The sequence below is a fragment of the Heyndrickxia faecalis genome, from assembly GCF_040267745.1.
GTDB lineage: Bacteria > Bacillota > Bacilli > Bacillales > Bacillaceae_C > Weizmannia > Weizmannia faecalis.
Genome location: NZ_CP158453.1, coordinates 1,250,084 through 1,269,440, shown reverse-complemented (window position 1 = coordinate 1,269,440; position 19,357 = coordinate 1,250,084). Strand labels below are relative to the sequence as shown.

Below are 19,357 nucleotides of genomic sequence, written 5' to 3'. Positions count from 1 at the left end.
TCTCAGCCACTTGCAGAATTGCCTTTTTGAATCATGGACCACATAGCAAAAATTTCCCCGTGAAAAAATTCAGGCTGCCTCAATCGAGACAGCCCATTTTCCAATCACGGGAAACGCGGGAATTGGCCGAAGTCCGGTTTGCGTTTTTCCTTGAATGCATCGCGGCCTTCTTTTGCTTCGTCCGTTGTGTAATACAAAAGGGTTGCATCGCCCGCAAATTGCTGGAGGCCGGCAAGCCCGTCCGTATCAGCATTAAACGCGGCTTTCAGGAAACGGATCGCCATTGGGCTTTTCTCAAGGATTTCCTCCGCCCATTTGATCGTTTCTTCTTCCAGTTTTTCGTACGGCACGACTGCGTTAACAAGCCCCATTTCCAACGCTTCCTGCGCGTTGTACTGGCGGCATAGATACCAGATTTCACGCGCTTTTTTATGGCCGATGATCCTTGCAAGATAACCTGCACCGTAACCGCCGTCGAAGCTGCCAACTTTCGGACCGGTCTGACCGAAAATGGCATTATCAGCCGCAATCGTCAAATCACAAACCACATGCAGTACATGTCCGCCGCCGATCGCATAACCTGCTACCATGGCAATGACCGGTTTCGGGATCACACGGATCAAATGCTGCAGATCAAGCACGTTCAGGCGCGGAATATTGTCGCTGCCAACATAACCGCCATTGCCGCGCACTTTTTGATCGCCGCCGGAACAAAATGCCTTTTCCCCCATACCGGTTAAAATAATGACTCCGATGTTGGCGTCATCGCGCGCCCGGGAAAACGCATCATACATCTCGGTTACCGTTTCCGGCCGGAAAGCATTGCGCACATGGGGACGGTTAATCGTAATCTTGGCAATGCCATTATAGGATTCGTATAAAATATCTTCATACTCATGCTCAGTCTTCCATTCAACTGCCATGATGATTCCTCCTTTTTATGTACATTTTATGACAATTTATCAACAATTTTTTAAAAATCCCTTTATCATTGTACCAAACTTTTTCGGATCTTCCACATGAATTGCATGGCCGGCATGCGAAAAAATGATTTTTTTGGCATGCGGGAGCTGCTCCTCCATCTCTCCGGCAATCCGGCAAAACTTGGCATCCCATTCGCCAGCTGCAAGTAAGACGGGGAAATGAAGTTCAGAAAGTCTTCCCCACCATGATGGCTGCGCGCCTGTCCCCATGCCGCGGAGGCTGTTCGCCAAACCAGCCGGGTCATTTTCGAGGCGCTGTTTGCGAATTTTTTCTCTTACTTCAGCCGGCAGCTGTTTTTGTGATGCAAACAGCGGTAGATTTTCCCAATGGCTGACAAATGCTTCCATGCCTCCGGTCAAAATCCGTTCCGCCAGCTGTTCATCCCGTTCTCGCCGCGCCAGCCGTTCCGCTTCCGTTTTCAAACCGGGAGACGCGCTTTCCAGTACAAGTTTGTCCACCATTTGCGGGTACTGGACGGCAAACGTAAGCGCCAGCCTCCCGCCCATCGAATAGCCGAGAACAGACGCCCGCCGGATGCCAAGCGCCAGAAGCACCGCACGCAAATCAGCGGCGGCTTTTGTAATGTCATAGCGGCCGGGATCATCTGGTTTTTCGGTTTTGCCGTGGCCGATGATATCCACCACAATGCAGCGGAATTCGTCCCGAAGTATGGAAACCGTATCATTCCAGGTATTACCATTTCCTGTAAAACCGTGAAGCAGCAGCAACGGTTCTCCGTCGCCCGCCGTTTCTACATGATATTCCAAACCGTTGATTCTCATTGTTGCTCACCTTGAAAATAACGTTCCATTTCCCGGGAAACTTGTGACCAGATTTTCCGGTGGGTTTCGACATTTTTCGCCCGGTTTGTCCGCACTTCAATCACTTGCAGCCCGCCTTTATATTCGGAAAGCGCCGCCCGGAATTGATCCCAGTTTTGCGGCTGAATGTAGCTCCCGCCATACATTTTAACCGCATATTCAAACGCGAGGTCCGTCGGCGTGCCGAACAGCTGCTCAAATTTCTCCGGTTCATCCGCCTGGGGCAGGAAAGAAAAAATGCCCCCGCCATTATTATTGATCAAAATCACACAAAGATTGAGCTTGTGCATTTTCGTCATCAGCAGCCCGTTTAAATCATGGAAAAAGGACAAGTCGCCGATCAGCAAAAAGGCTTTGCCGCATCCCGCGCTCACGCCGGCTGCACTGGACACAACGCCGTCAATGCCGTTCGCGCCCCGGTTTGCCAGAATGCGGATCTTTTTATCTGTTGCCTGAAAAAATGTATCGACATCCCGGATCGGCATGCTGTTGCCGACAAAAAGGGTACTGCCGTCCGGCAAAGCAGCAGCAAGTTCGGTTACCGTTTTTCCTTCATCAAAGGTTTCTTCCGCCTCCAGCGAAGCCGTAACAATCTGCCGCGCCTGTTGATTCAATTTTTCCCACATGGTGAACCATTCCGAAACCGGGTTCATTACAATTATATTTGACAATTTTTTACAGAAATCAATTTCATCCGAATAAACAACCGTTGTCCCCCGCTTCACGGGATCGCGCCAGCCGTTTCCGCCGTCAACGATATAATGGGCAGCTGTTTTTACTTTTTTTAGCAAAAGGGTCAGCGGTTTGGAAACGGGCATGGCACCGAAGCGAATCACAACATCCGGTGCAAGGCGGTCGGCCCATTTCGGATCTTTTAGTAAGGAATCATAATTTTCAATGATCCTTTCTTTCCCGTGCCGGCCGCTTCGCAGTTGTGACAGCGGATCGGCCAGCACCGGGTAACCCGTTTTTTCGCTGAGCGCCACAACCGCCTCCGCAAAGCCGGGAATATCAATCGGCCCGCAAATGATCAGGCCGCGGTTCTTTTCCCGGATCTCTTTTGCCACGACTTCAACCGTTTCTTCTGAAAGTTGCAGGGTGCCGGAAAAATTTTCAATTGCCGGCACCGGTACTTCGCCGGCAAAAGGAGACGGCTTAAGAACCGGAACAAGCGGCTCGCGCAACGGAAAATTAAGATGCACGGGGCCCGCCGGCTGCTGTAGTGCCGTCACGACTGCCCTGGCCGCCGTCTGCCGGACAAATTGAAGCACTTCTTCTCCTGCTTCCGGAAGCGGCATCTCCTCAAACCATTTGACATGGGTGCCGTACAGCCGGATCTGGTCAATGGCCTGCGGGGCACCGACATTGCGCAGTTCATGCGGCCGGTCTGCCGTCAGCACAATAAGCGGCACGCGTGAAATATTGGCTTCCGCAACCGCCGGATAATAGTTGGCGGCAGCTGTGCCAGACGTACATAAAAGCACAACCGGTTTGCGTTTTTCTTTTGCAAGCCCGAGCGCAAAAAAAGCGGCTGACCGTTCATCAATATCCATGTAAATTTTAAAATCCGGATGTTCCGCTAACAACATCGCAATCGGCGTCGACCTTGACCCGGGGCTTACCACCGCATAGCGGATCCCCATCGCGGACAACTGCCGGATAAAAGCTGCCAAATAAGTTGTCATGATCTCCTGGTGTTCCACTCTATTTGCCTCCTAAAGCACGCAGCATTGGGGTAAATTTGACGCTTGTTTCTTTATATTCTTCTTCAGGTTCCGATTCCTTGACGACACCGCATCCGGCATAAAGGGATGCATGATCCTCCTTTAATAGTCCGGAGCGGATGCCGACGCAAAATTCGCCGCTTCCCCTGTAATCCACCCAGCCGATCGGCGCACCGTATAAACCGCGGTCCATTTTTTCAAGAAGCCGGATTGCTTCCATGGCCGGCTGCCGCGGAATACCGCCAAGTGCTGGCGTCGGATGGAGCGCTTTGACCAATTGAAAAAGGGTGGTGTCCTTGTCCTTCACTGTCCCGGTAACCGGGGTGTAAAGATGCTGGATATCGCGCATCCGCATCAACACAGGCGCATCCGGCACATTCAGCCCGTTGCAAAAAGGTTCAAGCACCTGCCGAATCATGGATACGACAAAACCATGCTCGCTTAAATTTTTCTGATCCGAAAGCAGCGCTTTTCCAAGTTCCAAATCCTCCGCCTCATTGCGGCCGCGTTTGATCGAACCGGCAAGACACGTCGATAAAATATGCCGGCCCGTTTTTTTCACCAGCCTTTCCGGCGAAGCCCCGATAAAACTTTCACTGCCTTCTTCCAGCACAAATAAATAGCTGTCATGCTGCTGGGCGGAAAGCGCCGCAAGCACCGCATCCGGGCTCGCCACACCGTCAAAAGCAAGTTCCAGTTTTCTTGCCAGGACAACTTTGTCCATTCTCCCTTCCCGGATAAACTCCACGGCTGTTGCGACACTTTTTTTCCATTCGTCCGAACCGATTTCCTTTACAGCTTTTAAAAGCGGAAGTGCAGGGAAAGCTGTACTGCCGTTTAAAAGGCTTCGCGCGGTTTCCTCCGCTTCCTGCACGCTCTCTGTTCCGCCGCATCCGTTTACCGTAAGAAAGACGGCATCTTTTTTAAACGTGAAAAGAATTTGCGGCACGCGGAAAATGCCTTGGCCAAATGTTTTCCATTCCTGCTTTGCAACCGTCCCGTCAAACGCAAAACCGCCGAAAAGCACAGGCCCTGTTCCCGTTTCACCGGTATCCGAATAAACTTCGCCCGCCCCCTTCAAATTTCGCCATTCGTCTTCCATTTGGGCAAAACCGTCAGAGGCTGTGACCGTACAGGACCATACGCGGCCAAAACCGACAAATACGGTTTCGCGATTCTTATCCTGCCAGAAAAACCGGCTGCCGTAAAAACGCGCGGCACCCGCTGTAAAAAGGCGGAGCGGATCCGGTGCAGTGCGGCATTTTATGACTTTGCTTACCAGTTTTAATGCCGGCGCCGTTTTTTCTTTCATTAATATATCCTCATTAGCCAAAAGATCTCCTCCAAACCTCTCTTGCTTTTTGCCGGGCCATCTATCACAGTTTTCATATGAAAACTTAACATTTTTATGAACATACCTCATCTATTATATAAAATTTGCCGGTTAAATTCAGCAAAACGGCTTAAAATAAGATTGCCAACCAAATACATTGACACATGGGCCTGATTTCCCTAAACTTTAAATGTACTAATTTCGCCATATTTATATAAGAATAGCATAAAAGGAGAGTAAGAAGATGAATGCGCAATCTTCTCCATCAATCGGCCCTGACAAAGGCTGGCGGATCTGGTGGCAATTAACACGGCCCCATACTTTAACGGCCGGTTTTGTGCCTGTCATTCTCGGGACAGTACTAGCTTTGGGCATTGCCCGCATCAATCTGCTGCTGTTTGCTGCAATGCTGGTTGCAACCCTGTTAATTCAGGCAGCAACCAATATGTTTAATGAATATTACGATTACAAACGCGGCCTTGATACCGAGCATTCCGTCGGGATCGGCGGGGCAATCGTCAGAAACGGCATCAAACCGAAAACGGTGCTCCACCTCGCCTTTGCTTTTTTCGGCGCAGCCATGCTGATCGGCGTTTACATTTGCTCGCAAAGTTCCTGGTGGATCGCTGTAATCGGCACTGTCTGCATGCTTGTTGCTTATCTTTACACTGCAGGGCCTTTTCCAATTTCATCGACGCCGCTTGGCGAACTGATTTCCGGCTTTTTTATGGGTGTAATTATTATATTAATATCGTTTTTTATCCAGACAAAAACGATCACATGGCCGATTGTATTTATTTCGATTCCGATTATGATTTTAATCGGTGCCATTATGCTGTCGAATAATATCCGCGATCTGGACGGCGATAAAGCAAATGGCAGAAAAACAATCGCCATTCTGCTCGGCCGGAAAGGAGCCATCCTGCTTCTGGCCGCAATGTTTGCCCTTTCCTATCTCTGGATGGCCGGGCTCGTTTTGTTCGGTGTTGTAACCCCGTGGGTATTGCTCGTTTTTGTCAGCACACCGAAACCGGTCCGGGCCATTAAAGGCTTTATTGGAAAAAGTGAACCGTTGCAAATGCTGCCTGCCATGAAAGCAACCGCACAGACAAACACCATTTTCGGGGTGCTTTTATCCATCAGCTTTTTGATCGATCATTTTATTTAAAAACAAACGGCGGAGTGTTGCACTCCGCCGTTTGTTTTTGCGTTTTTTCTATCATACTTTAACGGACCCGTAGCCTGGGTGAAGTCCTGAAGAGGTTTGCAGAAGTGAAAAAACGCGCAAAAAAAGCTGCTCCGGAAGTTTCCGGAACAGCTTCGTGACCAGTATGACCCGTACGGGATTCGAACCCGTGTTACCGCCGTGAAAGGGCGGTGTCTTAACCGCTTGACCAACGGGCCGGAAATGGCGGAGAAGGAGGGATTTGAACCCTCGCGCCGCTAATCGCGACCTACACCCTTAGCAGGGGCGCCTCTTCAGCCACTTGAGTACTTCTCCATATGGCTCCGCAGGTAGGATTCGAACCTACGACCGATCGGTTAACAGCCGATTGCTCTACCACTGAGCTACTGCGGAATATATGGGCCTAAATGGACTTGAACCATCGACCTCACGCTTATCAGGCGTGCGCTCTAACCAGCTGAGCTATAGGCCCAAAGTGGAGCGGGTGATGGGAATCGAACCCACGACAACAGCTTGGAAGGCTGTGGTTTTACCACTAAACTACACCCGCAGCAAAGGGCGGATGATGGGAATCGAACCCATGAATGCCGGAGCCACAATCCGGTGCGTTAACCACTTCGCCACAACCGCCATATATTTTTCATTGAAACCAATGGTGGCTCGGGACGGAATCGAACCGCCGACACAAGGATTTTCAGTCCTTTGCTCTACCGACTGAGCTACCGAGCCAAAACAAGCGGTCCCGACGGGAATCGAACCCGCGATCTCCTGCGTGACAGGCAGGCGTGATAACCGCTACACCACGGGACCAATTGCGGGGGCAGGATTTGAACCTGCGACCTTCGGGTTATGAGCCCGACGAGCTACCAGACTGCTCCACCCCGCGATGATAAAATAATGAAATGGCGGAGGAAGAGGGATTCGAACCCCCGCGCGGTGTAACCCGCCTGTCGGTTTTCAAGACCGATCCCTTCAGCCAGACTTGGGTATTCCTCCGTATGAAAAAATAAAAAATGGTGGACCTTGTAGGACTCGAACCTACGACCGGACGGTTATGAGCCGTCTGCTCTAACCAGCTGAGCTAAAGGTCCGATATATACAAAATATAGCGGCGGAGGGGATCGAACCCCCGACCTCACGGGTATGAACCGTACGCTCTAGCCAGCTGAGCTACGCCGCCGTTATTTGACTCTGTTTGGTGGATTGGTGGAGCCTAGCGGGATCGAACCGCTGACCTCCTGCGTGCAAAGCAGGCGCTCTCCCAGCTGAGCTAAGGCCCCGTTATGATCTTCATGGTCGGGAAGACAGGATTTGAACCTGCGACCCCATGGTCCCTAACCATGTGCTCTGCCAAGCTGAGCTACTTCCCGAAAAAGGAATAAGCGCGCCCAAGAGGAGTCGAACCCCTAACCTTTTGATCCGTAGTCAAACGCTCTATCCAATTGAGCTATGGGCGCATTTGTCATGGTACTGATGCCGAGGACCGGAGTCGAACCGGTACGGTAGTCACCTACCGCAGGATTTTAAGTCCTGTGCGTCTGCCAATTCCGCCACCCCGGCGGGATAAAATGGAGCGGAAGACGGGATTCGAACCCGCGACCCCCACCTTGGCAAGGTGATGTTCTACCACTGAACTACTTCCGCATATCATGTAAACAGTGCGGGTGAAGGGAGTCGAACCCCCACGCCTTACGGCGCCAGATCCTAAGTCTGGTGCGTCTGCCAATTCCGCCACACCCGCGATAAATGGTGAGCCATGCAGGATTCGAACCTGCGACCCTCTGATTAAAAGTCAGATGCTCTACCAACTGAGCTAATGGCTCATATCCGATAACGACATTACTTGTCACAAAGAGAATTATACTATATTGGGTTAAATATGTACATATCTATTTTTAAGATTCCCGGGAAGTATGGTGCCGGTCACAAGCCAGTATCCCCAACCTTCCGATGGAAGCCGGTTGCACCTGAATCGGAACGGCATAAAAATGGAGGATGACGGGATCGAACCGCCGACCCTCTGCTTGTAAGGCAGACGCTCTCCCAGCTGAGCTAATCCTCCGTATTATGGCCCGGCAACGTCCTACTCTCGCAGGGGGAGACCCCCAACTACCATCGGCGCTGGAAAGCTTAACTTCCGAGTTCGGGATGTGTTCGGGTGTGACCTTTCCGCCATTATCACCGGACCTGTATAATTTTGGGATGTGTTCCCTGAAAACCGGATAGGAGAAAAAACTGTAAACGGAGAATAGCTTTGGTTTCTAACTTTGAGAATTGTCCAGCTCCAGCGCCTTTGGCAAGGCACCTCCGCTTTTCTGTTTGGTTAAGTCCTCGATCGATTAGTATCCGTCAGCTCCACGCGTCGCCGCGCTTCCACCCCGGACCTATCAACCTGATCATCTTTCAGGGATCTTACCAGTATAAACTGTGGGAAATCTCATCTTGAGGGGGGCTTCATGCTTAGATGCTTTCAGCACTTATCCCTTCCGCACATAGCTACCCAGCGATGCCTTTGGCAAGACAACTGGTACACCAGCGGTGCGTCCATCCCGGTCCTCTCGTACTAAGGACAGCTCCTCTCAAATTTCCTGCGCCCGCGACGGATAGGGACCGAACTGTCTCACGACGTTCTGAACCCAGCTCGCGTACCGCTTTAATGGGCGAACAGCCCAACCCTTGGGACCGACTACAGCCCCAGGATGCGATGAGCCGACATCGAGGTGCCAAACCTCCCCGTCGATGTGGACTCTTGGGGGAGATCAGCCTGTTATCCCCAGGGTAGCTTTTATCCGTTGAGCGATGGCCCTTCCATGCGGAACCACCGGATCACTAAGCCCGACTTTCGTCCCTGCCCGACTTGTAAGTCTCGCAGTCAAGCTCCCTTATGCCTTTACACTCTGCGAATGATTTCCAACCATTCTGAGGGAACCTTTGGGCGCCTCCGTTACCTTTTAGGAGGCGACCGCCCCAGTCAAACTGCCTGCCTGACACTGTCTCCCACCCCGGTAAGGGGTGCGGGTTAGAATTTCAATACAGCCAGGGTAGTATCCCACCGATGCCTCCGCCGAAGCTGGCGCTCCGGTTTCCAAGGCTCCTACCTATCCTGTACAAGCTGTACCAAAATTCAATATCAGGCTGCAGTAAAGCTCCATGGGGTCTTTCCGTCCTGTCGCGGGTAACCTGCATCTTCACAGGTACTATAATTTCACCGAGTCTCTCGTTGAGACAGTGCCCAGATCGTTACACCTTTCGTGCGGGTCAGAACTTACCTGACAAGGAATTTCGCTACCTTAGGACCGTTATAGTTACGGCCGCCGTTTACTGGGGCTTCAGTTCAGAGCTTCGCCTTACGGCTAACCCCTCTCCTTAACCTTCCAGCACCGGGCAGGTGTCAGCCCCTATACTTCGCCTTGCGGCTTCGCAGAGACCTGTGTTTTTGCTAAACAGTCGCCTGGGCCTATTCACTGCGGCTTCCCGGGGCATACACCCCAAAAAGCACCCCTTCTCCCGAAGTTACGGGGTCATTTTGCCGAGTTCCTTAACGAGAGTTCTCTCGCTCACCTTAGGATTCTCTCCTCGCCTACCTGTGTCGGTTTGCGGTACGGGCGCCTTTCACCTCACTAGAGGCTTTTCTTGGCAGTGTGGAATCAGGAACTTCGGTACTAAAATTTCCCTCGCCATCACAGCTCCGCCTTGGTGCGAAGGATTTGCCTCCGCACCGGCCTAACTGCTTGGACGCGATCAACCAGTGTCGCGCTTACCCTATCCTCCTGCGTCCCCCCATCGTTCAAACGGTGAAGAGGCGGTACAGGAATATCAACCTGTTGTCCATCGCCTACGCCTTTCGGCCTCGGCTTAGGCCCCGACTAACCCTGAGCGGACGAGCCTTCCTCAGGAAACCTTAGGCATTCGGTGGAAGGGATTCTCACCCTTCTTTCGCTACTCATACCGGCATTCTCACTTCTAAGCGCTCCACCGGTCCTTCCGGTCCGGCTTCAACGCCCTTAGAACGCTCTCCTACCACGGACACCAAACGGTGTCCATCCGCAGCTTCGGTGATACGTTTAGCCCCGGTACATTTTCGGCGCAGCGTCACTCGACCAGTGAGCTATTACGCACTCTTTAAATGATGGCTGCTTCTAAGCCAACATCCTGGTTGTCTAAGCAACGCCACATCCTTTTCCACTTAACGTATACTTTGGGACCTTAGCTGGCGGTCCGGGCTGTTTCCCTTTCGACCATGGATCTTATCACTCACAGTCTGACTCCCAAGCATAAGTTTTTGGCATTCGGAGTTTGTCTGAATTCGGTAACCCGATGAGGGCCCCTCGTCCAAACAGTGCTCTACCTCCAAAACTCTCCGCTTGAGGCTAGCCCTAAAGCTATTTCGGAGAGAACCAGCTATCTCCAAGTTCGATTGGAATTTCTCCGCTACCCACACCTCATCCCCGCACTTTTCAACGTGCGTGGGTTCGGGCCTCCAGCAAGTGTTACCTTGCCTTCACCCTGGACATGGGTAGATCACCTGGTTTCGGGTCTGCGGCCTCATACTCTTTCGCCCTGTTCAGACTCGCTTTCGCTGCGGCTCCGCTTCTTCAGCTTAACCTTGCATGAGACCGTAACTCGCCGGTTCATTCTACAAAAGGCACGCCATCACCCGTTAACGGGCTCTGACTACTTGTAGGCACACGGTTTCAGGATCTCTTTCACTCCCCTCCCGGGGTGCTTTTCACCTTTCCCTCACGGTACTGGTTCACTATCGGTCACTAGGGAGTATTTAGCCTTGGGAGATGGTCCTCCCGGATTCCGGCGGGATTCCTCGTGTCCCGCCGTACTCAGGATCCACTCGGGAGAGAACGAAGTTTCAGTTACAGGGCTTTTACCTTCTCCGGCAGGCCTTTCCAGGCCGCTTCACTTACCCCGTTCTTTTGTAACTCCCATATGAGTGTCCTACAACCCCGGAAGGCAAGCCTTCCGGTTTGGGCTGTTTCCTGTTCGCTCGCCGCTACTTGGGAAATCGCAATTGCTTTCTCTTCCTCCGGGTACTGAGATGTTTCAGTTCCCCGGGTGTGCCCTTCCTGCCCTATGAATTCAGGCAGGAATCCTGTCCGATTAAAGACAGGGGGTTTCCCCATTCGGAAATCTCCGGATCAAAGCTTACGTACAGCTCCCCGGAGCATATCGGTGTTTGTACCGTCCTTCATCGGCTCCTAGTGCCAAGGCATTCACCGTGCGCCCTTTCTAACTTAACCATAAAAAGGTTTAAATCCAAAAATAAGCGATTCTCGGTTTACTTGGTTTGTTTCTCCTATCCGGTTTTCAAAGAACACATGTTGAAGGATTGAACCTTCAAAACTGAACAAAACGGAAACGTCAAACTTGATTTTGGAAAACGAAGTTTTCCTTTTATTCCTTAGAAAGGAGGTGATCCAGCCGCACCTTCCGATACGGCTACCTTGTTACGACTTCACCCCAATCATCTGTCCCACCTTCGGCGGCTGGCTCCGTAAAGGTTACCTCACCGACTTCGGGTGTTACAAACTCTCGTGGTGTGACGGGCGGTGTGTACAAGGCCCGGGAACGTATTCACCGCGGCATGCTGATCCGCGATTACTAGCGATTCCGGCTTCATGCAGGCGGGTTGCAGCCTGCAATCCGAACTGGGAATGGTTTTCTGGGATTGGCTTAACCTCGCGGTCTCGCAGCCCTTTGTACCATCCATTGTAGCACGTGTGTAGCCCAGGTCATAAGGGGCATGATGATTTGACGTCATCCCCACCTTCCTCCGGTTTGTCACCGGCAGTCACCTTAGAGTGCCCAACTGAATGCTGGCAACTAAGGTCAAGGGTTGCGCTCGTTGCGGGACTTAACCCAACATCTCACGACACGAGCTGACGACAACCATGCACCACCTGTCACTCTGTCCCCCGAAGGGGAAGGCCCTGTCTCCAGGGAGGTCAGAGGATGTCAAGACCTGGTAAGGTTCTTCGCGTTGCTTCGAATTAAACCACATGCTCCACCGCTTGTGCGGGCCCCCGTCAATTCCTTTGAGTTTCAGCCTTGCGGCCGTACTCCCCAGGCGGAGTGCTTAATGCGTTAGCTGCAGCACTAAAGGGCGGAAACCCTCTAACACTTAGCACTCATCGTTTACGGCGTGGACTACCAGGGTATCTAATCCTGTTTGCTCCCCACGCTTTCGCGCCTCAGCGTCAGTTACAGACCAGAGAGCCGCCTTCGCCACTGGTGTTCCTCCACATCTCTACGCATTTCACCGCTACACGTGGAATTCCACTCTCCTCTTCTGCACTCAAGCCTCCCAGTTTCCAATGACCGCTTGCGGTTGAGCCGCAAGATTTCACATCAGACTTAAGAAGCCGCCTGCGCGCGCTTTACGCCCAATAATTCCGGACAACGCTTGCCACCTACGTATTACCGCGGCTGCTGGCACGTAGTTAGCCGTGGCTTTCTGGCCGGGTACCGTCAAGGCGCCGCCCTGTTCGAACGGCACTTGTTCTTCCCCGGCAACAGAGTTTTACGACCCGAAGGCCTTCTTCACTCACGCGGCGTTGCTCCGTCAGACTTTCGTCCATTGCGGAAGATTCCCTACTGCTGCCTCCCGTAGGAGTTTGGGCCGTGTCTCAGTCCCAATGTGGCCGATCACCCTCTCAGGTCGGCTACGCATCGTTGCCTTGGTGAGCCGTTACCCCACCAACAAGCTAATGCGCCGCGGGCCCATCTGTAAGTGACAGCCGAAGCCGTCTTTCCTTTTTCCTCCATGCGGAGGAAAAAACTATCCGGTATTAGCCCCGGTTTCCCGGCGTTATCCCGATCTTACAGGCAGGTTGCCCACGTGTTACTCACCCGTCCGCCGCTAACCTTTTAAAAGCAAGCTTTTAAAAGGTCCGCACGACTTGCATGTATTAGGCACGCCGCCAGCGTTCGTCCTGAGCCAGGATCAAACTCTCAGTAAAGATGTTTGATAAAAGCTCAAAAAGAATTTGACGTTTCGTTTTGTCCAGTTTTCAAGGAACAATCTGTGTCGCATCTTTATGACTGCGACTTTTCTATTATATCAAATGCCGGATAGCTTGTCAACGTTATGTTGCTTGTTCGCTATCGGACGAGTATTAATATATCATGTCGTGAGCATTTGTGCAATAGTTTTTTTGAAATTCGTTGGTAAATTTGAAACCGGCCACCTCCAGTTCCTTCTACAAAATAAGACAGGACAAACATACATTGCGGCTTTATTGCGAAAACCGGACGGACAAAAAATAATAAGATTCAGCCTATTTTTTGAGATTCCCATGACTAAAGCCGCAATCCCTACATTTTATGATGTGACGAGTGGAATGCTTAAAATGGCTAAGCGTTCGCAGTCCATTTCTGTTTGACACCCTTCAACTCATTACCCTTCCTATGACAGCGCGTATAGCATCTTAGGCTGATTGGCTATTACCACCAACTACAGGCGCATATCGAATATTCATTGCACCAACTAAATCTCTGTGTTTCCGGAGTTGCATTTGCAATCATATTTACGGTCATTTGCCTTATTTCTCTCGGAACAATTCGAGAGCAGGTTTAACTTATATAGACAGGATTAACATGTTCAGCCTTAATCCAACTCATTTTGCTTTATATTCACTGAATTGAGACAGACGATAAAATGACCATGTGTGCAAACTTTTCTCGTTTTTACGGCTTGTTCTTGCGTTGAAATCTTATCCATCGAGAATCCATATTTTGACGGTTTGATGTCGTTTTCCACGCAAGCCCTCTGGTATAGAAGTTCCCAGTCCATCCTTGTGACAATTGCTTCAAATTTCCAGAGAGGATCACAACTTGAAGCTGATTTTTCTCATACTTTGGCATTACGAATGGCCAAAACCTTCTTGGGGGCTTCTTCCAGAAATTCACCTGATCATATACAGCCTTTCCGTCCAACACGGTCAATTCGTCGTCAACATAGCGGATTCACGATGAATCATCGTTTTTAGGTTTTGAAGTCCACCTCCGTTTACGGTATAACCAATCCTACAGTTTTCCCACTAACTGTAGAAATCATCTCCCCAACCCCTTTGTCAAAAAGAGCATAACGAATGGTAATAGGGAGAAAGCAACTGATAGGTCTCTTCTGCAAAACCGAGTACCCCTTGAGATTAAACAAAGACGTGACTTCCCTTCAAACACAAGAAGAGGATAATAACTTTTTCTCCCCGGATTGTTGGGATTAACCGATCTCTGCTTTCCCCTAGCCTCCATAGACGGTTTTCACATTGAATCAAACTCCAGAATGAGCTCCTGGTTCAATCAGATCCATACAGTGCACACACCCTTTAAAATAACAGTTGCATATTTTATTTAAAAATGTATAATGTATTTGACAGTAAAGGAGACTTTACGTTAAGTATGCTTTACCTTTTGAAAGGAGATGCCTACGTTTGAAAAATAACCTACCTGAAATACGGTCTGAATTTGGGTATTCTCAAGAAAAGTTGGCCAAAGAACTAAACGTGTCGAGACAAACCATTATTTCCATTGAAAAAGGTAAATATAACCCTTCCCTGCCATTGGCATTAAAAATTGCTAAGATTTTTAATATGAAAGTGGAGGATATTTTTACACTTAATGAAAAGGAGGAGTTATAAATGTCTAATCGAAAAATGTTACTTATATGTAGTTTCTTTTTTCTCATCGTCACGATAGGACTCTTAATCTTGTCTTTCAAAACAAAATATGGCTTAAATTTTAACGCTTTATTAACGTTGTCGCTTTCTGTTCTCTCATTTAATGTGTGGTATGTATATCCTCATATAAATAAACACGATGAGAGAGCAAAATTCATTAAAAGAAAAACCATAAACTACACTTACTTTTTCATCCTTCTCTATTTGATAGTATTTTTTATATTAAGCCAATTCACACTAAAAGTACAGATAAGCAACTTAATTATTTTGTTAATCAGTTTCATCATTATTACATTGTCATTTACCATGACTATTGTTGCTAAGAAAAACTGAAACCGGATGCCGGTTTCAGTTTTAATGTTTTTTAATACCAAGAGCCTTGCCTACAGGACCAACCAATAGTACCACCGGATGCTCCAGCTGCTAGGTATATACAGGCTGCACATCCAGTTCCTGCTGTCCCCACGCATGCTGCACTACAAAGAACAGAAATAACTGTAATCGTCGACCAAGCAATCCTTTACTAGCTAAGCATTTATGGAGATATTTCGTCCGCAGCCATGCCGCTATTGCAAGAGGTTTTGACGTTTATTTTGGCGGATACTTTAAAAAGGGTTATTTGCTCCTCCTATGCTTGGCAGCCGGAAAACAAATAATCCTCCCAATATAATGCCTATTTTTACTGAATGTTTCTTCCTATTTCAGATTTCTTATAAAATATGCGGTGTTTTTACTTATTTCAAAGTAAACCGCACGACCTCTCGGAAATATAGGTTTATGGTACGGAAAAAAGTGGTATATAAGTTGAGATATATATAGATAAAAACTATGGATCCATCTAGGAGAGTGATTGTTCATGAAACCTATTGCCACACCGTTTCCACCTGTTTCGATGGGAGACATCCATGTATATGATGATATTATCCAGTATTTTAATTTCAAACAAGTAAAACAAGCGTTGCCGCACCGGCCGAAGTCGATTACCTTTGTCACAACCGGGATTATTCCTTATGACGGCGGACAGACGACGATGCTGCATTTAGGTACGGAACTCAGCAAACTTGGTTTCCAGGTTTACTATTTAAGTTATTTTTCCCAACCGCGGAAAGCGATGGAGATAAACGCTGAGTTTAATTACGCCGGGTATCAGGGTACCTGTCTTGATGTGAGCGCATTGAAGACCCATCAGTCAGATATTTGGATAGGGACACTCTGGGAATCGGTTTATGTTTTTAAAGACAAACCCGGATACAAGATGTATTTTGTTCAGGATTATGAACCTTATTTTTACCCATTTGGCGATCGGTATTATCTTGCGAAGAAGACCTATGAATTAGGATTACATATGGTTTCGCTCGGACCTTGGTGTGCCGAGATGATTGAAAAAGAATGCCGGGTGCAAAGTCCGCTTGATGTGATCCGTTTTCCGGTTGACATGGAACAATATCCCTTCCACCCGAGAAACTTCCTGGATTATAAGAAAAAAAAGGAATTCAGAATTGCAGTCTATACAAAATGGGACAGTCCACGAAGAGCACCAATCACTATTCAGATCGTTCTCAATAATTTTCTTAAGCTTTGCCAAAAACACGGATATCAGCTGGATATTGTCTATTTCGGTACCGATCAATCCGCGCAATTTATCAACGGTAAGAATCTTGGCCAGCTGACGAAAAAAGAATTGCACGAGCTGTATCTCAAATCGGATTTTGGCATTGCACCATCGATGACCAATTTTTCTCTTGTGCCCTATGAAATGATGAGCAGCGGTTTGCCGGTTATCGATTTCTATGAAGGTACGGGCCGAAGCTTCATGCCAGAGAATTGTGCTTTATTTTGTCATCTTGATGAGCAAAGTCTTTTCCAAACCTTCCAAAATGCGATCAGCCATCCAGGGCATATCGCGGAAACGGTTAAGAACGCACAGGCACATTTAAACACCGTTACTTGGAAGGAAACGATCAAAGATTTTATCAATGTAATAAACACTATTCAATCCAAAAACAGGATTGTTTCTTGACAAAAGTTTTATATCTTTTTCCAGGGGCTCTTTTTTGATGGGGAAAACTTCTATTGAGGAGGATGAATCCTTCTTACGATGATCCCGATCCCACCTCCTTTTCCCCGCAATCCCCCCTGACCCTCAATTGATTTCGCATTCGTTTACATTGCTGTGGTGAATTTACAGATTTCCCCGTAGCGAAAAAAAGAGAGGCCTCTTAAAATTGCGCTGATCATCCAGTCACGGATGCCAGGAGATATAGCATTTTGGCAAAGGCTCTTAAGATAGCATCATGACCACCCATATAGGATCAACGTTTGTTAATCGTAACGAATTCAGGTTTACCAATAACGGCCTTTTTCTTTTCCTGTGCGAAAAATCCACACACCCCAGGCAAGGACTACTAACAAATTGTATGCCTTAATCCAGCGGGGAGCAGGGCCAACGATCATGTTGGCAATGAAACCTGCCACACTCAAAATTAAAAGGATTGCTAAAAAAATTTGATTTTTCTTGTTCATTCTCAATCCTCCCTTTTCCAAAGAAAGTTGAAATCCCCGATTATGCTTGGCATCTGCCACGCGGATTTTTTTTTTCTTTATGACTGATCCCTTTCCCCCCTTGCATTTGCCAGCCATCCATTGGCCTTAATCGTCTACCGGTCAAATCCAGGGGGGCACAAGTCATCCCCAAAACAGCCGTTAGTTGCTGCAAGTGTATCGGTTGTAGGCCAAGTACCCGGCACGGTATAATATTTTTATATACGAAACTTTCTTGTGGTTTATTTTCTTCCTTTTATCATGGGGTGCATATTAAAGCGATTCAACGCTCACAAGTGCAGCGAAGTCTTAAACGTTCCGAGGCTAACGGGCCGGTTCGCTTTTTTCGTTCAGCCTGACAGCGCGGCGGTGTTCGGCATGATCCTGGGCCAAAAAATAGGCAATGCTCAGCAAAATAATGATCCCGCCAACTGCCTGGAACCAGGAAATTTTTTCTCCAAAAAGCAAATAGGCCAAAATGGCTGCGCCTACCGGTTCGAATAAGATCGCGACAGAAACAACCGATGCACTGATCCATTTGACAACCCAGCTAAAAACAGAGTGCCCGGCAAGTGTTGGCAAAACGGCCAGGAGGAGAAAACAGATCCAGTTGCGGGCGGAATACGGGTAAAAAGCTTCTCCGGCAAAAAGCACATAGAAAAACAGTACAACTGTTGACGCGAGGTAGACGATAAATGTGTATGAAACCACATCCGACCTTTGCCGTACGTACTGGCCAATCATCATATAAGCTGTAACAAAAAGGCAGGAGATGAGCGCCAAAACATCGCCGTAGAGTGCTTTTCCGCTGATAAAAAAATCGCCCCAGCTGATCAGGATGCTCCCGAAAATGGAAAATGCAGCACAAACAATCGCCTTAAGAGAGAGCGATTCCCGAAAAATAAAATAGCTGCCGGCAAATGTAAAAACCGGTTGCAATGTTACAAGGACAGTCGAGCTGGCAACCGATGTCAAATTCAGCGATTTAAACCATAAAATAAAATGGAAAGCGAGCAATGCCCCGGAAAGGATGGAAAAGAACACATCTTTTTTTAGCATGCGCATTTTCGCTTTCTTTCTGGCAGCCAGAAAGATTGGCATCATGATGATGGTGGTAAAGAATAACCGATAAAAAGCAATCACACCGGCATCCGCCGTACTGTACTTCACCAAAATGGCGGAGGATGTGACAGCCAGTACGCCCGCAATTAAAGCAATATAAGGATTCAAATTGCGAATTCTCCTTTTTTTGATTATTTACTTTTATTTTATAGCGCAAAGGCAACATTGAACAGTGTTTTTTATAAGGGGGGAAGCCGGATGGTTTTTGGAAATTTGGAAATTTTATATAAGCTTGGGATTACGGCCGTGCTGGGGCTGATTATCGGGCTGGAAAGGGAATTAAAGCGGAAGCCGCTCGGACTGAAAACCAGCCTTGTCATTTCAATTATCAGTTGCATCCTCACCATTGTTTCCATTCAGTCTGCCTATCTTTTCAACCATGCCCATAGTGTGCAGATTACAATGGACCCGCTCCGGCTTGCCGCACAAATCGTTTCCGGAATTGGTTTTCTCGGGGCAGGGGTGATTTTAAAAAAAGACAATGACACCATTACAGGCCTGACCACCGCCGCCATGATTTGGGGAGCGAGCGGAATCGGGATTGCTGTCGGGGCCGGTTTTTATATGGAGGCGATTGCCGGCGTTGTGCTCATCATCATTAGCGTTGAAATTATCCCTTATTTAATGGGCAAAGCAGCACAATCAAAATTGCGTAATAAAGACCTGATTATAAAAGTGATCGTCTGCAACAGGGATGCCATACCCTCCGTCCTCGATGCGATTGAGAAGCAGCATATTACTATTGAAAATATCCGGATCAAAGATTTAAAAGATCAAACCCATTTAGTCGATTTAAAGGCGCGGGCGAGCTACAAACATACGACTGTGGATGTATACCGCCATATTTCCGGCATGGATGAAGTTGCGGCTGCAGAGGTAGAGAGCTGAATAAAGCTTTTTACTGAGCGAAAACCGCTTGCTTCTTCCGATCAGGCTCAGGTTTCGGATATTCAGCA

The 19,357-nt window shown here is 48.6% G+C and carries 10 protein-coding genes, 20 tRNA genes, 3 rRNA genes and 2 pseudogenes; 4 read left to right on the top strand and 31 right to left on the bottom strand.

The window, feature by feature from the left end; all coding sequences use genetic code 11:
• Positions 1 to 104: 104 nt before the first annotated feature.
• From menB to ABR335_RS05980, 4 genes are read right to left on the bottom strand one after another with little or no spacing between them, the layout of a single operon-like run.
• Positions 105 to 923, bottom strand: a complete 819-nt coding sequence (gene menB / locus ABR335_RS05995; RefSeq protein ID WP_035188984.1) for a 1,4-dihydroxy-2-naphthoyl-CoA synthase — start codon at positions 921 to 923, stop codon at positions 105 to 107.
• A 39-nt stretch (positions 924 to 962) separates the two neighbouring features.
• Positions 963 to 1,766: a 2-succinyl-6-hydroxy-2,4-cyclohexadiene-1-carboxylate synthase gene (gene menH, locus ABR335_RS05990; RefSeq protein WP_326244437.1), complete on the bottom strand. Its 804-nt coding sequence runs from the start codon at positions 1,764 to 1,766 to the stop codon at positions 963 to 965.
• Entirely contained in the window at positions 1,763 to 3,508 is a 1,746-nt protein-coding gene (gene menD / locus ABR335_RS05985) for a 2-succinyl-5-enolpyruvyl-6-hydroxy-3-cyclohexene-1-carboxylic-acid synthase (RefSeq protein ID WP_014097636.1), read from the bottom strand. The genes menH and menD overlap by 4 nt, the downstream gene beginning before the upstream one ends.
• 1 nt (position 3,509) lies before the next feature.
• Complete coding sequence (locus ABR335_RS05980) at positions 3,510 to 4,841, bottom strand: isochorismate synthase (RefSeq protein ID WP_061086742.1); 1,332 nt, start codon at positions 4,839 to 4,841, stop codon at positions 3,510 to 3,512.
• Between the two features lie 265 nt (positions 4,842 to 5,106).
• Here ABR335_RS05980 and ABR335_RS05975 point away from each other — a divergent pair, with 265 nt between their 5' ends.
• Positions 5,107 to 6,030: a 1,4-dihydroxy-2-naphthoate polyprenyltransferase gene (locus ABR335_RS05975; protein WP_014097634.1), complete on the top strand. Its 924-nt coding sequence runs from the start codon at positions 5,107 to 5,109 to the stop codon at positions 6,028 to 6,030.
• Positions 6,031 to 6,194: 164 nt separating this feature from the next.
• On the opposite strand, the gene ABR335_RS05970 is transcribed toward ABR335_RS05975, so the two are convergent.
• The 25 genes and pseudogenes from ABR335_RS05970 to ABR335_RS16820 all read right to left on the bottom strand — a co-directional run.
• Positions 6,195 to 6,266: transfer RNA gene (locus ABR335_RS05970), tRNA-Glu, on the bottom strand.
• Between the two features lie 5 nt (positions 6,267 to 6,271).
• Positions 6,272 to 6,363 (bottom strand) — tRNA-Ser (locus ABR335_RS05965).
• 3 nt (positions 6,364 to 6,366) lie between these two features.
• Positions 6,367 to 6,441, bottom strand: a tRNA-Asn gene (locus tag ABR335_RS05960).
• Positions 6,442 to 6,446: 5 nt separating this feature from the next.
• Positions 6,447 to 6,520: transfer RNA gene (locus tag ABR335_RS05955), tRNA-Ile, on the bottom strand.
• Between the two features lie 4 nt (positions 6,521 to 6,524).
• A tRNA-Gly gene (locus ABR335_RS05950) sits at positions 6,525 to 6,598 on the bottom strand.
• 7 nt (positions 6,599 to 6,605) lie between these two features.
• Positions 6,606 to 6,678: transfer RNA gene (locus ABR335_RS05945), tRNA-His, on the bottom strand.
• A gap of 23 nt (positions 6,679 to 6,701) precedes the next feature.
• A tRNA-Phe gene (locus ABR335_RS05940) sits at positions 6,702 to 6,777 on the bottom strand.
• 8 nt (positions 6,778 to 6,785) lie between these two features.
• Positions 6,786 to 6,858, bottom strand: a tRNA-Asp gene (locus ABR335_RS05935).
• A gap of 2 nt (positions 6,859 to 6,860) precedes the next feature.
• Positions 6,861 to 6,934: transfer RNA gene (locus ABR335_RS05930), tRNA-Met, on the bottom strand.
• Positions 6,935 to 6,951: 17 nt separating this feature from the next.
• Positions 6,952 to 7,044 (bottom strand) — tRNA-Ser (locus tag ABR335_RS05925).
• A gap of 18 nt (positions 7,045 to 7,062) precedes the next feature.
• Positions 7,063 to 7,139, bottom strand: a tRNA-Ile gene (locus ABR335_RS05920).
• Positions 7,140 to 7,154: 15 nt separating this feature from the next.
• Positions 7,155 to 7,228 (bottom strand) — tRNA-Met (locus tag ABR335_RS05915).
• Positions 7,229 to 7,252: 24 nt separating this feature from the next.
• Positions 7,253 to 7,328: transfer RNA gene (locus ABR335_RS05910), tRNA-Ala, on the bottom strand.
• 13 nt (positions 7,329 to 7,341) lie between these two features.
• A tRNA-Pro gene (locus ABR335_RS05905) sits at positions 7,342 to 7,418 on the bottom strand.
• A gap of 13 nt (positions 7,419 to 7,431) precedes the next feature.
• A tRNA-Arg gene (locus ABR335_RS05900) sits at positions 7,432 to 7,505 on the bottom strand.
• Positions 7,506 to 7,522: 17 nt separating this feature from the next.
• Positions 7,523 to 7,608: transfer RNA gene (locus tag ABR335_RS05895), tRNA-Leu, on the bottom strand.
• Between the two features lie 9 nt (positions 7,609 to 7,617).
• A tRNA-Gly gene (locus ABR335_RS05890) sits at positions 7,618 to 7,692 on the bottom strand.
• A 15-nt stretch (positions 7,693 to 7,707) separates the two neighbouring features.
• Positions 7,708 to 7,789: transfer RNA gene (locus ABR335_RS05885), tRNA-Leu, on the bottom strand.
• A gap of 6 nt (positions 7,790 to 7,795) precedes the next feature.
• Positions 7,796 to 7,871: transfer RNA gene (locus ABR335_RS05880), tRNA-Lys, on the bottom strand.
• A gap of 166 nt (positions 7,872 to 8,037) precedes the next feature.
• Positions 8,038 to 8,110, bottom strand: a tRNA-Val gene (locus ABR335_RS05875).
• An 8-nt stretch (positions 8,111 to 8,118) separates the two neighbouring features.
• Positions 8,119 to 8,234: ribosomal RNA gene (gene rrf, locus ABR335_RS05870) — 5S ribosomal RNA — on the bottom strand.
• 133 nt (positions 8,235 to 8,367) lie between these two features.
• A 23S ribosomal RNA gene (locus ABR335_RS05865) occupies positions 8,368 to 11,300 on the bottom strand.
• 165 nt (positions 11,301 to 11,465) lie between these two features.
• Positions 11,466 to 13,019 (bottom strand): 16S ribosomal RNA (locus tag ABR335_RS05860).
• Together the 16S, 23S and 5S rRNA genes with 20 tRNA genes alongside form the textbook arrangement of a ribosomal RNA operon.
• Positions 13,020 to 13,487: 468 nt before the next feature.
• Positions 13,488 to 13,763, bottom strand: a pseudogene (locus tag ABR335_RS05855) (zinc ribbon domain-containing protein); the annotation flags it as partial.
• Positions 13,763 to 14,361: pseudogene (locus tag ABR335_RS16820) on the bottom strand (IS1380 family transposase); the annotation flags it as partial. The pseudogenes ABR335_RS05855 and ABR335_RS16820, both read right to left, overlap by 1 nt.
• Positions 14,362 to 14,492: 131 nt before the next feature.
• Here ABR335_RS16820 and ABR335_RS05850 point away from each other — a divergent pair.
• On the top strand, positions 14,493 to 14,699 hold the full coding sequence (locus ABR335_RS05850) for a helix-turn-helix transcriptional regulator (RefSeq protein WP_014097633.1): 207 nt from the start codon (positions 14,493 to 14,495) through the stop codon (positions 14,697 to 14,699).
• 895 nt (positions 14,700 to 15,594) lie between these two features.
• The gene (locus tag ABR335_RS05845; protein ID WP_013860044.1) at positions 15,595 to 16,758 is read left to right on the top strand and encodes a glycosyltransferase; all 1,164 of its coding nucleotides are present in this window, start codon (positions 15,595 to 15,597) and stop codon (positions 16,756 to 16,758) included.
• A gap of 323 nt (positions 16,759 to 17,081) precedes the next feature.
• Here the strand turns inward: ABR335_RS05845 and ABR335_RS05840 are convergent, their stop codons facing one another.
• Together ABR335_RS05840 and ABR335_RS05835 are read right to left on the bottom strand one after the other, a co-directional pair.
• Positions 17,082 to 17,261, bottom strand: coding sequence for a hypothetical protein (locus ABR335_RS05840; RefSeq protein WP_013860045.1), 180 nt, complete (start codon positions 17,259 to 17,261; stop codon positions 17,082 to 17,084).
• Between the two features lie 342 nt (positions 17,262 to 17,603).
• Positions 17,604 to 18,509 carry a DMT family transporter gene (locus ABR335_RS05835; RefSeq protein ID WP_014097631.1) on the bottom strand — a complete coding sequence of 302 codons (906 nt, stop codon included), beginning with the start codon at positions 18,507 to 18,509 and terminating at the stop codon, positions 17,604 to 17,606.
• A gap of 90 nt (positions 18,510 to 18,599) precedes the next feature.
• Here ABR335_RS05835 and ABR335_RS05830 point away from each other — a divergent pair, with 90 nt between their 5' ends.
• Positions 18,600 to 19,289, top strand: coding sequence for an MgtC/SapB family protein (locus ABR335_RS05830; protein ID WP_350346662.1), 690 nt, complete (start codon positions 18,600 to 18,602; stop codon positions 19,287 to 19,289).
• The last annotated feature ends 68 nt before the right edge of the window (positions 19,290 to 19,357 follow it).

Coding starts and splice junctions, on each gene's coding strand:
- menB (WP_035188984.1), bottom strand. CDS start 923: ATGGCAGTTGAATGGAAGACTGAGCATGAGTATGAAGATATTTTATAC.
- menH (WP_326244437.1), bottom strand. CDS start 1,766: ATGAGAATCAACGGTTTGGAATATCATGTAGAAACGGCGGGCGACGGA.
- ABR335_RS05980 (WP_061086742.1), bottom strand. CDS start 4,841: ATGAAAGAAAAAACGGCGCCGGCATTAAAACTGGTAAGCAAAGTCATA.
- ABR335_RS05975 (WP_014097634.1), top strand. CDS start 5,107: ATGAATGCGCAATCTTCTCCATCAATCGGCCCTGACAAAGGCTGGCGG.
- ABR335_RS05845 (WP_013860044.1), top strand. CDS start 15,595: ATGAAACCTATTGCCACACCGTTTCCACCTGTTTCGATGGGAGACATC.
- ABR335_RS05840 (WP_013860045.1), bottom strand. CDS start 17,261: ATGAACAAGAAAAATCAAATTTTTTTAGCAATCCTTTTAATTTTGAGT.
- ABR335_RS05830 (WP_350346662.1), top strand. CDS start 18,600: ATGGTTTTTGGAAATTTGGAAATTTTATATAAGCTTGGGATTACGGCC.